This window comes from Halorubrum sp. AD140 (assembly GCF_034497445.1).
Classification (GTDB): domain Archaea; phylum Halobacteriota; class Halobacteria; order Halobacteriales; family Haloferacaceae; genus Halorubrum.
Genome location: NZ_JAXRUU010000005.1, coordinates 41,489 through 56,022, shown reverse-complemented (window position 1 = coordinate 56,022; position 14,534 = coordinate 41,489). Strand labels below are relative to the sequence as shown.

The 14,534-nt window shown below is 69.6% G+C and carries 11 protein-coding genes; 6 read left to right on the top strand and 5 right to left on the bottom strand.

The window, feature by feature from the left end; all coding sequences use genetic code 11:
* Positions 1-121: 121 nt before the first annotated feature.
* A complete protein-coding gene (locus tag U4E84_RS02485; RefSeq protein ID WP_322530519.1) occupies positions 122-1,315 on the bottom strand; it encodes an alpha-D-ribose 1-methylphosphonate 5-triphosphate diphosphatase in 1,194 nt (397 codons plus the stop codon).
* Between the two features lie 350 nt (positions 1,316-1,665).
* Between U4E84_RS02485 and U4E84_RS02480 the strand changes: the two genes are divergently transcribed.
* Both U4E84_RS02480 and U4E84_RS02475 read left to right on the top strand, forming a co-directional pair.
* A complete protein-coding gene (locus U4E84_RS02480; RefSeq protein WP_322530518.1) occupies positions 1,666-2,943 on the top strand; it encodes a sugar phosphate nucleotidyltransferase in 1,278 nt (425 codons plus the stop codon).
* Between the two features lie 106 nt (positions 2,944-3,049).
* A complete protein-coding gene (locus U4E84_RS02475) occupies positions 3,050-3,550 on the top strand; it encodes a histidine kinase (RefSeq protein ID WP_322530517.1) in 501 nt (166 codons plus the stop codon).
* A 19-nt stretch (positions 3,551-3,569) separates the two neighbouring features.
* On the opposite strand, the gene U4E84_RS02470 is transcribed toward U4E84_RS02475, so the two are convergent.
* Positions 3,570-4,958 (bottom strand): MBL fold metallo-hydrolase, encoded by a 1,389-nt coding sequence (locus U4E84_RS02470; RefSeq protein WP_322530516.1) that lies wholly within the window; start codon positions 4,956-4,958, stop codon positions 3,570-3,572.
* A gap of 223 nt (positions 4,959-5,181) precedes the next feature.
* Between U4E84_RS02470 and U4E84_RS02465 the strand changes: the two genes are divergently transcribed.
* Positions 5,182-7,053: a hypothetical protein gene (locus U4E84_RS02465; RefSeq protein ID WP_322530515.1), complete on the top strand. Its 1,872-nt coding sequence runs from the start codon at positions 5,182-5,184 to the stop codon at positions 7,051-7,053.
* Positions 7,054-7,098: 45 nt separating this feature from the next.
* On the opposite strand, the gene U4E84_RS02460 is transcribed toward U4E84_RS02465, so the two are convergent.
* Positions 7,099-7,317, bottom strand: coding sequence for a hypothetical protein (locus U4E84_RS02460; protein WP_322530514.1), 219 nt, complete (start codon positions 7,315-7,317; stop codon positions 7,099-7,101).
* Between the two features lies 1 nt (position 7,318).
* Positions 7,319-9,127, bottom strand: a complete 1,809-nt coding sequence (locus tag U4E84_RS02455; protein ID WP_322530513.1) for a right-handed parallel beta-helix repeat-containing protein — start codon at positions 9,125-9,127, stop codon at positions 7,319-7,321.
* A 451-nt stretch (positions 9,128-9,578) separates the two neighbouring features.
* Here U4E84_RS02455 and U4E84_RS02450 point away from each other — a divergent pair, with 451 nt between their 5' ends.
* On the top strand, positions 9,579-11,048 hold the full coding sequence (locus tag U4E84_RS02450; RefSeq protein WP_322530512.1) for a flippase: 1,470 nt from the start codon (positions 9,579-9,581) through the stop codon (positions 11,046-11,048).
* 249 nt (positions 11,049-11,297) lie between these two features.
* Entirely contained in the window at positions 11,298-11,585 is a 288-nt protein-coding gene (locus U4E84_RS02445; RefSeq protein WP_322530511.1) for a HalOD1 output domain-containing protein, read from the top strand.
* A 48-nt stretch (positions 11,586-11,633) separates the two neighbouring features.
* Here U4E84_RS02445 and U4E84_RS02440 read toward each other — a convergent pair whose 3' ends face one another.
* Positions 11,634-13,277, bottom strand: coding sequence for an alkaline phosphatase family protein (locus U4E84_RS02440; protein ID WP_322530510.1), 1,644 nt, complete (start codon positions 13,275-13,277; stop codon positions 11,634-11,636).
* 150 nt (positions 13,278-13,427) lie between these two features.
* Here U4E84_RS02440 and U4E84_RS02435 point away from each other — a divergent pair, with 150 nt between their 5' ends.
* Complete coding sequence (locus U4E84_RS02435; protein WP_322530509.1) at positions 13,428-14,528, top strand: GNAT family N-acetyltransferase; 1,101 nt, start codon at positions 13,428-13,430, stop codon at positions 14,526-14,528.
* Positions 14,529-14,534 lie beyond the last annotated feature (6 nt).

The following is a 14,534-nucleotide window of genomic DNA, read 5'->3' as shown; positions in this document are numbered from 1 at the left end:
CTCGACCGCCCGGTTTCGGTTCCCCCTCCCCAACGATCACCGAATCCGTCCAGGCCCGGGCGGCCGAGTAGTTTTTTCGTTCCGGCGAGGACTCCCGCGATCGACGGCCGCAGTCGCCCGGTCAGGACCCGGGGCCGTCGACCGCTCTGCCGTGAGGGACGCGCTCCCGGTCAGCTCCCGCTCTGAGCACTTCGTCTCCCGCGACGAGGACGCGTTCGACCGACGGTATCGGGGACGGATCCACGACGACCACGTCGGCCCGGGCGCCCGGCTCGAGGCGGCCCCTATCGTGGAGCCCGACGGCTTCCGCCGGGTTTCGCGTCACTCGGTTCACCCGCGCGGACAGCGGTTCCCCCGTCTCGACGAACGGTGCAGCCAACAGCGACGGCGGGTGATAATCCGAGCAGAGGACGTCCACGACGTCCGCGTCGACCGCGGAGCGCGCCGAGAGGTTGTCCCACAGGCTCCCGCCGCGGACGAGGTTCGGCGCGCCCATGACGGTCGTCATCCCCCGGTCGGTTGCGCGCCGGGCCGCCTCCATCGTGAGCGGGTACTCGCTGATCGACGCCTCGCACTCGAACATCCGATCGACGGCCGCCGCCGTCTCGTCGTCGTGAGACGCGAGCGGCACGCCGGCGCCGGCCGCCAGCTCGGCCACGCGCGCGACGAGGTCGCGTTTCGTGGACACCGACAGCTCCTCTCGCGCCTCGATCACGCGTTCCACCTTCTCCGGGGGCCAGTTTCGGTCCTCCATGTAGTGCCGCTCGAACTCGGTCTCGTCGAACTGGCCGTCTCCGGGGGCGTGGTGCATCACGGAGAGCAGGTCGACGTCGACCTCGCCGCTCGAGACGACGCGCTCGACCGCGTCCACGCTGTCGTGTGACAGGTCAGACCGGACGTGAACGCGGTTGTCCGCGAGGGTGTCGTCCGCGTTCGAGACCGCGCGAGCGATCGTCTCCGCCTCGTCGATCGACCGCCCGTCGCTGGCGTCGTCCTCGAACGCGATCGCGTGGAACTTCGTCGTCACGCCGACCAGCGCGTTCGCGCGGTCGGCGGTCGCGAGCGCGGACCGGACGTCGACCCGGGCGCCCGCTCGGGGCGAGCGGTGTCGCTCGATGTCGTCCCCGTGGATATCCACGAAGCCGGGTACCACGACCCGACCGTCCGCGTCGACGACCGTGGCGCGCGGGAGCGGCACGGCTGTCGCCTCTCCGACCTGTGCGATCCGGTCGTCGACGACGACGACGCGTCCGTCCTCGATCACGCCCGTCGGCGTGACGACCCGCCCGTTGCGGATCTCGACGGCCCCCGTCATCGTCCCGCTCCCGTCGGGTTCCGGTCGAACTGCGCGCTTCGCGCTGACGGGACACGGGTGTAGGCTCCGGTGAGTGCTGGCGGGAACATAACCCTCTCGTACCGGTAGTGAGAGCTTTGTTAGTCGGTGCCAACGGCACGGAGTCCGTCGACGCCGCGGGCCCGCCCTCGCTCCGATTCGTGTCGAGTCCGGGCCCGACTCCGAACGAGCGATCGAACGCGAGACGGCTCGCTGCGTGCGTCGTTCGCCGCTCTTGCGACGCAGCGCGGGGTCCTACCGTCCCCGCTCCCGGTCAGTCAGCTCGGGTAACTGGTGCATACTAAACCGGAGTCCCGGGAGACACCGACGGCATGCAGGTCGTCATCCTCGCGGCGGGACGTGGCACGCGAATGGGGCCGCTCACAGAGTCGATGCCGAAGCCGATGCTTCCGGTCGCCGACCGGCCGCTCGTCGCCCACGTCGCGGACGCCGCCGTCGCGGCCGGCGCGTCGGAGCTGGTGTTCACCGTCGGCTACGGCGGCGACCGGATCCGGGAGCACTTCGGCGACCGCCACGCCGGCGTCCCCGTGCGCTACGCCGCCCAGCCCGAGCAGCGGGGCACCGCGGACGCCGTTCGGGTGGCGGCCGACCACGTCGAGGGCGCGTTCGCGGTGCTGAACGGCGACAGCCTCTATCGCCCGGCCGACCTCGCTCGGCTGTTCGAGGCGGTTCCGGCCGTCGGCGCCGCGCGTGTCAACGACCCCTCTTCGTACGGCGTGCTGGCCTCCGAAGACGGCGTCGTCACCGAGGTGGTCGAGAAGCCGTCCGACCCGCCCTCCGACACGATCAACGCCGGCGCCTACGCCTTCCCCGAGGCGGTCGTCGACTTCCTCGACGTCCCCGAGAGCGACCGCGGCGAGCTGGAGCTGACGGACGCGCTCGACCGCGTGATCTCGGGGTACGACGTGACGCTCGTGCCGTTCGACGACTGGATGGACGTCGGCCGCCCGTGGGAGCTGCTCGAGGCGAACGAGCGCCGTCTCCCGGGCGGCGATCCCGAGCGGCCCGCCGGAGTCGATCCGGTCGACGTTCCCGACCGAGCCGCGGGAACGCCTCCGTCAGCCGACGGTCCGCTGGTCGTCGAGCCCGGCGAGGAACCGCACGGAACGATCCACCCGGACGCGACCGTCAGCGGGTCGGTCACCTGCGAGCCGGGAGTCGAGATCCGCTCCGGCGTCGTCGTCGACGGACCGGTCAGGCTCCGGTCGGGGGCGACGGTCGGACCGAACGCGTACGTTCGGGGGCCGACCCTCGTCGGCCCCGGCGCGCGGATCGGTCACGCCGTCGAGGTGAAAAGCAGCGTCGTGATGGCGGACGCGCGGATCGGCCACCTCTCGTACGTCGGCGACAGCGTGGTGGGACCGAACGCGAACCTCGGCGCGGGGACGAACGTCGCCAACCTCCGTCACGACGGCGAGCCCGTCGCGCTCACGGTGTGTGGCGAGCGCGTGTCGACCGACCGCCGCAAGTTCGGAACGGTGATCGGTCCGGACGTCAAGACGGGAATCCAGACCGGGATCAATCCGGGCGTCACCCTCTCGGCCGGTTCGACGACCGAACCCGGGGAGATCGTCACCCGCGACCGGTGACGTCGGCCGCCGCGAACGCGGGGCCCGCTCCGGGAAGGTATGCCCACCCACATTCCCGCGGCACGGGCGCATAACGAAGTCGACCGGTCGCGTCGAGTCCGCCGTCATGAACGCGGAAACGCGGACTGAACGGAATCGAACCGGCGCGTCTACGTCGAGGCTCGTCGCCTGGCAGGGCGGCGTCGTCGGCGGACTGCTCGGCGGGCTCGTCTTCGGCCTGTTGCTCTCGCTGTCGAGCCCCGGCGTGATCCACACGGCCATCCCCGCGCTGTACGGGATCGGAGCGGAATCCGGCGTCGCCGGGTGGGTGATCCACCTGAGCCACGCCGCCGTTCTGGGCGTCGTCTTCGCAGCGCTCGCCGACGCGACCCTCGAGGAGGGCTTCGAGACCAACCTCAAGAGCGGGCTCCTCGGACTCGCCTACGGACTCGGCGTCTGGGCGGTCCTCGCGGTCATCGTCATGCCGATCTGGCTCGACGCGGTCGGGTTCGCCGGCGCGCCGGACGTCCCGAACGTCGACCTCGCGAGCGCGGTGGGTCACGCCGCGTACGGCGCCGTCCTCGGCGTGACCTACGGGGTTCTCTCGGGAGAGCTGTCGCCGCAGTGAGCCGGGCCGCGGCTCGCCGTCAGTCGTGGGACATGGTCGCGGCGGCCGTCGCGTCCACGCGCTCGCCGGCCGCGTGGAAGTCCCCCAGGCAGTTGTACAGCCCGCGCTCGTACACGTCCGGCTCCTTGCGCACCCCGAGGTGCGAGCCGATCTTGGCGTCGGCCCAGTGCGCGCGGTCGGTCCCCTCGAGGAGCCACCGGAGGAGCCGCGGATCGACGTCGAGCTGGACGTAGTCGACGTCGTGGTCGGGATCGCGGACGAGTTCGTAGCCGCTCCCGTCCATCGACAGCGCCAGGTAGACCCCGTCGCGCATCGAGACGTACACGGTCGTGTCCGTCTCGTAGCCGATCCGGGCCCGCTTGGCCTCCATGTTCTCGTAGGCGAGCGGGAGGTACGCCTCGAGATCCTCCAGCGAGGGCATCGGGTCGGACTCGTACTCGAAGCGCCGCTCGCTCAACACCTCCTCGATGTAGGTCCGCTTCGCGTCCCGATCGACCGGCCGGAACGGCGCGGAGCGAGAGCCGTCGCTCAGGTCGATGTGCTCGCCGGAGTTGAGGAAGACGCACTCCCGGTCGCCGTCGACGTGCTCGCGGAAGAACTCCCGGGCCTCCTCGCGTGGGGGGTTCGCCGTGTACTCGTTGAGCTCCGCGAGGTCGCCCGCGAGCACGTACTCCCCCGCGAACGGCATGTAGTACGACGGGTCGAACACGTCGAGAAAGTTGAGCGCCAGCTCGTGTTTCTCCCGGATGACCCGGTCGCGCTCGGCGAGCTTCCGCTCGCGGTCGTAGTTCGTCACCGCCTGCGGGTAGAACTGGGCGGCGCTGTACTGGTGACACAGGAGGTCGACGTCCCCGTACCGGTCGGCGATCCGCCGACAGCTCGACTCGGCGATCGGGTAGGGGCAGTCGTTGGTGTTGACGAGCGTGTACTCCCCGTCGTCGATCACGGCCATCGAGTCCACCTGCGTCGATCCGGGGCGGTCGGCGTCGGGGTCGTACCAGCTACAGCCGAAGAAGTTGCCGCACAGCTCCGGGTCGCAGCCGTCGGCGGCGAGGACGTTGATGTGGACGTCGCCGTCGAGACGCACGCGTTCGTCGTGCGGGAGCTCGCGCGCCTCGAAGCCGAGGTCCTCGACCGCCTCGCGGAGGTAGTCCCACCGGTAGTCGTGGATCAACACCGGGATGTCGTCGTCCATGCGACGCAGCGTCGCGGGGTCGAAGTGGTCGGGGTGGACGTGCGAGAGGTAGATGTAATCGACGTCGTCGAAGTCCTCCGGCTCGACGTCGAGCGGTGGATAGTGCGTCCACGAGCCGTAGTACGCGCCGTCGACGAGCCAGGGGTCACAGAGGATCGAGGTCTCTCCCGTCTCGACGAGCACCGCCGCCGATGAGAGGTAGGTTACCTGCATGTGGCGTCTCCGTCCGCCCCACGGCACTTTGTTACAGAGGCGTTTCGGCGGGCGCGCACGGGGACTCCGACCGCGAGCGTCCCCCGTCGGTTCGGCGCGCTCCTCGCGATCTCACCTCCCCGTCGTCCCCCGAACGCGGCCGCTCGACGGGCGAAGTCGATCCATAACAAAGACCGGTTCGTCCCGTCGTACCGGTGTTCCGCCACGGGCGGCGGGCTCCACCATGACAGGCGCTTCCCACTCGTCGGCGTACAAGGGCGTGTTAACCCTAGGTTTCCTCGCGTTCGCGGCGGCGGTCGCGGTCGCACACGCGTCGCCCGCCTCCGGCTACGAGCTCTCGATCTACCGGGCGACGCCGGCGGTGTTCTGGCTGGGGATCGGTGTCGGGTTCGTCGCCGCCCTGTCGACGCTCTTCGGGGCCGAGTCGCGGCGGCTCGTCGACGGCGCGATGCTGCTCGCGGTCGGCTGCACGCTCGCGATCGCTGCGATTCCGCTGTTGCGCTCGTACGCCTTCTACGGCGCGGGCGATTCGCTCTCGCACCTCGGCTGGGCGCGCGAGATGCGAGCGGGCGTCATCGAGCCGTCCGAGACGGTGTACCCGGGGACCCACCTCATCGGCGTCTTCCTCGGCGAGCTCACCGGACTCGACCTCACGACGACGCTGCAGTTCGTTCCGGAGCTGCTGTTCCCGCTCGTGTACGTCGTGGCGGTGCCGCTCTGCGTCGCCGCGCTCACCGAGTCCAGGTGGGCGGTACCGGTCGGTCTCGTGGTCGGGCTGTTGTTCCTCCCGATCAACGAGGTCAGCGTCCACATCGTCCAGCACCCGTCCAGCCAGGCGATCCTCCTCGTCCCGTTCGTCCTCCTGCTCACGCTCCGCTACCTCTCCGACGACGACGAGCGGTTCCCGCTCCTGACGCCGTGGGGGCTGGCCCTGGCCGTCGGCGGCATCGGACTGCTGTTCATCCACCCGCAGGAGACGATGACGTTCCTCTCGCTGCTCGCGGCGCTCGCGGTCGTCGGCGCGCTCGCCCGGTCGTACGCGCCCGACGGAGCGCTCGCGAACCACCGGCCGCTCGGGGTCCACGCCGTCGTTCTCGGGGTGGGACTCGTCGCGTGGATCACGCAACACGGGCGCGCTATCGGGCGGATCGAGGCCGTCGTCACGGGGCTGCTCACGGCCGGCGTGACCACCGGAGACGGGACGGAAACCCGCGGCGAGTCCCTGGTCGACCTCGGCGGGAGCTTCCTGGAGCTGTTCGTCAAGCTGTTCGGCGTCACGACGCTCTTCTGCGTGCTCGCCGCGGCGGTGGTGGCGTACCACGTTCTCCGGTCCGACGACTCCTCGCCGCGGACCGCGCTGGTTCCGCTGCTCGCGGTCGGTCTACTGCCCCCGATGGGGATCTTCGTGATCATCTTTCTGGCTGATCAGGGAGACCACTACTTCCGGTTCCTCGGGTTCATCACCGCGGTTGCGGGCATCGTCGGCGGAGTCGGGATCGTGTCGATGATCCGGTACGCCGCCGGGGAGAACGCCCGGCAGTCGCGCTCCAGCTGGGGGTCCATCCGACGGTCGGCCGGTCGCTTGCGCCCGGGAGCGCTCGCGCTCGTGGTGGTGGCACTCGTCCTGCTGCTCGCCGGCCAGCTGGTCGCGATCCACGCGTCGCCGTACATGTATCAGCCGAACAAGCAGGTGACAGAGGCCGACATCACGGGCCACGAGGTGCTCTTCGAGCACCACGACGGCGAGACGCCGGTGGTCGGGCTCCGCGCCGGTGAGGGCCGCTTCGTCGACGCCCACTACGGGACCGAGACCGCCGCGGCCGATCCGGACCTCGCCATGCTGGACGGCGGCGTGACGGGCGAGCAGTTCCGGAGCGGGCTCCCGTCGGTCTTCGACGAGGACCGCTACCTCGTCGTCCAAGAACACGACGTGCTAAAGGAGGTCGTCCTCTACGACGAGCTTCGGTTCCCCCGCGAGGGGTTCGAGCGGCTCGACCGGGACGACCGGATAGACCGAGTCCAGCAGAACGGGGAAGTCAGGCTCTACCGGATCAACGAGGAGCCGTCGGACGACGAGGACGAGGAGTCGGGCTGACCCCGAACCCGTCCGATCTACGCCCCGCGGTCCGTGTTCGGCCCCTCACGCGCGTTTGATCGGGTCGCAGACCGCCCTCGCGTCGGCGACGATGTAGGCGTCGCGCTCGAACTCGTCCTCGTCCGTCGGGACGAGGACGAGACGCTCTCCGCTCCGGTAGGACACCCAGCGCTCGTCCCACTCGGCGATCTCGTATCCGAGGTCGCGGACCGGATCGGGATCGGGCGCCGCTCGTTCCCACCGGTCCGCGAGGCTCGTCGACATCTCAGTAGTCGTCGATCGTGACGGCGGCGGCGCCGTCGAAGTCAATGTCGACGAGGTTGCCGGTGTAGCGGTAGCCGTCGATACCCTTCCCGAGCGCGCCGGTCACCGAGTCGTCGTCGACGGTGTCGTCGAGCTCGTCCCACATGTTGCCGTCGGGATCCGTGCTGATGGCGTCGTCTCGGACGACTTCGCCGGTCACGCGGAAGCTGTAGGCCGTCACCGTGTCGGCCTCGGTGCCGTCGAAGACGACGGTCTTCCAGCTCTCGTCGTCGTCGGTCCCGTCGTCCGTCCCGTCGTCCGTCTCGGCGGTCGCGTCGGAGTCGTCCTCCGCTTCCTCGTCGCCGGAGTCGTCATCCGGCTCGACTTCGAGCAGGTCCTCCTCGGTCACCTCCTGACCGTCGGCGATCAGGACCATCTCGTCGACGTCGCCGTCGGCGGAGAACTCCGTCATCGCGCCCTCGTAGCGGTAGGAGTCGCCGCTGGTGCTCCCGCCGCCGTTCGATCCGGTCGCCGTCCACGTGCCGTCGTCGTTCTCGACCGCCTCGTCGACCGGCTCCACGAGGTTCGCGTTGTACTCGTCGCGCTCGTACAGCGGCTCGATCTCGCCGGTGGTCGTGAACTCGTAGTCGACCCCGTCGGAGTTGTCGGCGGCGATCGTGAGCTCGGTCCCGTCGGTCCCGAGGGACGGCTCGTCGTCGCTCGAGTCGTCGTCTCCGTCGGACTCGTCGGTGTCCACGTTCCGCGGGTCCTCGTCGTCCGGGGACGCGCACTCGTCGCCGACGCACACGTCGTCGAAGTTCGAGGGGTACTCGACGTTCCCGTCCCCGGTGATGGAGACGTTCTCCGCCGACCAGCCGTCGGCCGTGTCGCCCTTCCCGTTGATTGCCTCGGTGTCCGTCTCGTTACGGATCTTCACGTTTCGGATGGTACCGGTTCCGCCCTCCGCCCCGTCGTGGAGCTCGATCGGCCCGCCGGCGTCCTCGTACGAGTGGATAATCTCGCAGTCCTCGATGACCATGTCTTCACCGGGTTCTCGGATGCGGATGCCACGCATGTTGAGCGATGACGAGGGTCGCACCGGCGGTTTCCCGTCGTTCAAGATGAGGCAGTTACGCGCGGCGCTCTTGGACGACCCGAGGCGGATCCCCGTGATGTTGTTGTTGTGAAGGAAGCAGTTCTCCACGATAACCTGTCCCTTCCCCTCCTTCCCGGGCGAACTCGCGTAGATCCCGTTGTTGGAGTTGTTGGCGATGTAGCAGTTCCTGATTTCGACCACGCCGGCATGCCCACGGGGCACGTAGAACCCGCGGGCGTCGCCCTCCTCAACGTTCCCGTCCGGGAGATTGAGGTTATCCACCACGACGCGTCCCCCTTCTTCTGCCTCCAGGCGGAACCGGGTCTTCTCCGGTCCGGACTTGCCGCGAAGCGTAATGTTTCTGACCGCGACCACGCCGTCGGTCGCCTCGATGTCCTCCTGGTACGCCCCGACCTCGTTGGTGAGGACGACCTCGCCCTGCCCGACCACCGCAGCGTCGCTCCGGCTGCCGCCGAACCCGGAGCCGTGGTACTCGTACTCCCCCGCCGGAACGCGGACTTCGACGCCGCTCTCGAAGTACTCCTCAAGGTAATCGTCGATTACGTCTCCCTCCGAGAGTCCCTTCTCGCCGAGGTCGACCACGTCTTCGGCGCTCTGGGCCGCCGCTCCGCCGGTTAATCCCACCATACCGACCGCCGTTCCTACGATCCCGAGGTACGACCGTCGTCCGAAGCCGAGGCGATTCGTGTCGTCGTCGTCATGGCTGTTTGCCATACACGGGTAGGGAGGAATTACTACAAAGAGCGTTTTTGCGAGTTCGAATCATCCAACAATAACTTCGTCGTACTTGCGTGCCAGTAACTTGTGTGTTGCCTGTGGGTCACATTATTTCCACGAATTTACTTCGAGCGTAACGGTAAGATGCGCGTACTACGCTCGCGCGCATCCGCCGAGCGGGTAAGACGTACTTTCGATCGCGGTTCGGTCGGTATCGTCCGCTTACCGGGGGCCCCCGCACTCACGGCTCGACTCGGGACATACGCGGTCCCGACGGCCTCCGGGGGCGGTGCCGTCCGAACGCGGTCGTGTCGTCGCGAACGGCGCGCGCTCGCCCCGGTACGCGACCCATAACAAACCGAACACGCCGGGGACCCGTCGACCGAATGACCTGCGCCAGCACGCGCGCCCCCGCCTCGTCGCGACGCGACGCGGGTGGGGCGTAACCATGTCGCTCTCCGACCGGATCACCACGGGCGTGAAGGCCACGCTGGGGGCGAACGTCGTCGACGCCGTCGCGAACGGGCTGTTGATGCTCGTGCTCACCCGGTACCTGCTGTCGCCTACCGAGTTCGGGCTGCTCCACTACGCGCTGTCCATCATCGGCGTCGTCGCGATCCTCGGCACGATCGGGCTTCCCTCCTCCGCCGCTCGCTACGTCACCGAACTGTCCGAGACCGACCCCGACCAGGTTCGGTACGTGGTGCGGTTCGGCCTCGTCGCGATACTCGGGCTCTCGATAGCCGTGGGCGCGGGCCTCGCGCTCGCGAGCCCCCTCATCGGGAGGGCGACGGACGAACCGGGGCTGGTGCCGCTTCTCGTTCTCGGCCTGGGATACGTCCTCGGGAACTCGCTTCACAAGACGTTCAGCAAGCTGTTTCAGGCGATCAACCGCGTCGACTGGAGCGGTCGTCTCAAGGCCCTCTCCGGTGTCTCTCGACTCGCCGGTGCCGTCCTCCTCGTCCTCGCCGGATTCGGCGCCGCCGGCGCCCTCGCCGGTTACCTCGTCGGGTTCGCCGTCGCGAGCGCCGTCGGCGCCGTCGCGTTCTACCGGATCTCGTATACGACGCTTCCGCCCGCCGGAGACGTCCAGGACGGTCTCAAACGCCGCATTCTGGAGTACAGCGTTCCGCTCACCGCGACCCGCGGAGCGAACGTGCTCGACAAGCGAATCGACACGGTGCTCGTCGGCGTGTTCCTCGGTCCCGTCGCCGTGGGGTACTACACGGTGGCGAGGCAGGTGTCCCAGTTCGCGGCGATCCCCGCGACGTCGCTGGGGTACACGATCTCGCCGACCGTCGGCGAGCAGTACGCCGACGAGGACCTGGCCCGCGCGCGGCGGGTGTACGAGGCGTCGCTCCGGCACGTCCTCCTGTTGTACGTCCCGGCCGCGGTCGGGCTCGTGCTCGTCGCGGAGCCCACGGTGACCCACGTGTTCGGGCCGGACTACGCCGACGCGGCGCCGGTCCTGCAGATACTTGCCGGGTACCTGTTGGTGAACGCGATCAACAAGGTGACCAGCGACGGGCTCGACTACCTCGGACGCGCCCGGTCGCGGGCGATCGTGAAGTCGGTGACCGCCACCGCCAACTTCCTCTTGAACCTCGCGCTGATCCCCGCCCTCGGCGTCGTCGGCGCCGCCGTCGCGACGGTGATCACGTACACCGTCTACACGGTCACGAACGTCTACATCATCCACGACGAGCTCGATTTGAACCTCCCCGCTATCGCTCGCCTCCTGGGCGGCGTCGCCGCCGTCGCCGCGGTCATGGGCGGGGTCGTTCGCCTGCTGGTTCCGCAGGTGACGGGGATCCCGACGTTGCTCGTCGTCGTCGGCGCCGGGGTCGCCGTGTGGGCGGTGCTCTCGACGCTCGGCGGACTGCTCGACGTCGCGCGGATCCGCCGCGTGCTCACCTGACCGGCGGCCGCCGCCCGCTCCGGTCCGTCTCCGTCACCCGCCGGTCCGCGGACCGCCCCTCGTCGGAGGCCGGACCGCGGACGCGTCTCTTCGCGTCGAGTCCCGCCTCTTCGCGTCGAGTCCCGCCTCTTCGTCCCGAGTCGTGTCAGTTCGATCAAACTTCGAGTGTGACGTGCCGCGGACGGATCTGCAGGTTTCATAACCCCGTACTTCCGAAGGGCTCACACACGGCGACACACAGACGAGATCATGTCAACAAATTCTAACCATCCGCAAGCGAAGTCGATCGACGAACCCGCCGTTTTCGAGTACGATGACGACACGGAGATCGGCGTCGCCGTCGTCGAGGCGGTGGCGACCGTCGCCGGCGTCGATCCGATCGACCTCGTTCCGCGCGTCCACGACGTCGTCGACCCGGACGCGCTCGACCGGTGCGTTCGGAGCGCTCCGCCGGACGCGTCCGTCTCGGTTCCGTTCGGCGACTACCGGGTCACCGTCCGCGGTGCCGGCACGCTCACCGTCGCGGAGACGGTCTGACCCGGTCGATTCCGACGCTCGGGAGCGAGGGGCGGTCGACGCGGACGGTCACTCGAGATACCCCAGGTTCGACAGCCGGTCCTCGACCGCCGCGTCGTCGGTCGGCTCGCTGTCGCCCTCGTAGGGGGGCGGAGACGCGCGTTCGGTCTCCTCGACGACCGGCAGCGCGCTCCCGTCCATCCGGTCGCTGACGGGGACACCGAGCAACGAGAGCACGGTCGGCGTAACGTCGTACAGGTGTGCCCCCCGCAGGTCGCTCGCCGGAATCTCCCGTCCGTTCACGGCGACGATCCCGCAGAGCTTGTGGCTCCACGACTCCCGCGGCGAGCCGAACGGTTGGTCGCGGACGGTCGACGAGAGGTACACGTCGAAGTTCCGCGGAACGACGAGCACGTCCGGGGCCTCCTCGACGTACGGGCCGTCGTACACCTCCTCGCGGGCCAGCACGTCGTCGAACACGGCGTCGCCCGCGGGCGTGCGGAGGTCGCTGAGCTCGCCGATCAGGGACTCGCGGAGGCTCCGGTACTCGCTCGGGTCGACCGTTCCCTCGGGCTCGCGGCCGGCCAGGTTGATCCGGATTCCCAGCTCGATCCGATCGCGCATGTACGCGCGGGAGGCCGCGAAGTCGACGTGTTCAGACCCGGCGCGGACAAGGTCGCCGGGGACGAGCCGGACCACCGCGTCGTCGAGCCCGAGCGTCGCGAGCACCGTCCCGATCCGCTGGCTGGTGAGGCCGAGGCCCGCCATCGCCGCCAGCGCGCGCTCCGCGACGGCGACCGGTAGCGAGGCGTCGTCTCCCTGCTCTCCGCCGTCGTCGACGCCCCCCCGGAGCCGCTCTCGTGAGAGCTGCGACCACGACGGCTTCTCCGCGGCCGCCGACGTGACGACGTCCCCCCGGTCGCGCAGATACGCGTTCGGCCGGAATTCCACGTCGCCGATCGGTCCGATCCCGTGGTCGCTCACGAGGAGGGTGGCGTCGGGGTCGGCGACGGCCAGCGTCTCGGCGATCTCCTCGTCTATCGCCCGGAACACGCGTTCCACGGCCTCGTCGTCGTCCGGGAACTCGTGGAAGACCGTGTCGCTCTGCTGGAACTGGAGGAAGCCGAACGCGGGCCGCTCTCGGTCTAGGAGGTAGCGGAACGCTCGCCCCCGCATCCCGACGACCTCCTCGTAGCCGTCGACCCGCTGGTCGCGGGTCGCCCCCTCGACGAGCTGCTCGTTGTACAGCCGGTAGCCGCCGATCTCGTCTCGGACCTCCGAGAGGAGTCCCTCCGGGTGGCACGCGGGGTCGGCCGGCGCGGTGTAGCCGGGGATCAGCGCGCCGTCGAAGGCCGCCGGCGGGTGGGTGACCGGGACGTTGACGACGACGCTTCGGTGGCCGTGGTCCGAGAGGAGCTCCCACACCGCGTGCTCGCGCACGTCGGTCGCGTTCACCACGTCCCAGTCGTACCCCTCGAACCGGAGGAATCCGAACACGCCGTGTTTCCCCGGGTTCACCCCGGTGTAGATCGACGGCCACGCGCTCGGCGTCCACGGCGGGAGCTGTGACTCCAGGGGGCCGCTCGCGCCCGCTTCGACCAGCCGATGTATCGTCGGTGTCGTGTCCGGGGAGAGGCGCGAGAGCACGCCGTGACAGAGCGCGTCGACGCCGATGACCAGCACGTCGACTCCGGACCGCGATGGGTCGCCCATTGTGCGGGACCACCGACGATCCGGCCTTTGTTATGTCCGACCTGCCGGGCCGGCGAGCGCGGTCGGACCCCCCGTGACCGTTCGCCGGATCGGGGCGGTCGCTCCCGTAAGTCCGCCCATAACAAACCCGGCGCGTTCCCGAGCGCGAGCATGCCGAGCGACGACGACTACACGATCCGTCTCTACGAGCCCGCCGACAGGGAGGGGTTCCTGCGACTGTACGACGAGGTGTTCGGCGGCGGCACCGAGGCGTGGTTCCGCTGGAAGTACCCGGACAACCCCTACGTGGCGCACGTGCCGATGTTCGTCGCGGAGCGCGACGGCGAGATCGTCGGCGCGCGGCCGTACATGGCCTTCCGACTCCGGAACGGGGACCGGACGGCGCTGGGGCTCCAGACCGGCGACACGATGGTCCACCCGGACCACCAGCGCCGGGGGCTGTTCACTCGCATGACCCGGCAGTCCTTCGACTACTACGGCGACCTCGACGGGGACGTGCTCACGTTCAGCATCCCGAACGCGCTCTCCCGGCCGGGCTACCTGAAGCTCGGCTGCCGTGAGGTGGGACAGCTCGCGACGGCGTACCGGATTCAGGACCCGGGCGCGCTCGCCTCGGGCGCGGTCGCGCGAGCGGGCGGCGCCGCCGCTCCCCTCATTCGACTCGGGCAGGGGTTGTGGAGCCGGCGGTCGCCGACACCCGACGACGTGACGGTGGTGCACCACGACGCCGTGCCGGCCGGGACGCTGTCGGCGCTGTACGAGGAGCGTCCGCCCGACGGCGTCCACGCACTCCGCGACGAGCGGTTCTACGACTGGCGGTTCGACAGGCCCGACTGGGACTACGAGACCTACGTCGCCCGGACGACCGACCGCGCGGAGCCGATCGCGGCCGTCGTGGTCGGGCGCAGCGACGACGGCGACAGCGACACCGCGGCGCTGACGGACGTCCTCCCGCTCGCGGCGGGATCGGCCCGTCACCGCGGGCTCGCGGCGATCCTCCCCCGCGTCGCGTCCGACCACGCCGACGCCGACGTGGTGGTCGCGGACCGGTCGACCCTCCCCGACGACCTCGCGAGGGCTCACGGATTCCTCGCCGACGACCGGCTCCCGCTGTCGGCGGCGACGACGCCGACGATCCTCATCTCTCGGCTGTTCGACGGGACGGACGACCCGCCGTGGGAGCTCCACGGCGCGAGGCTGGACGCGCTCGACGACTGGACGCTCACGCTCGCCGAGCGGAACACGTTCTAGCCGCGC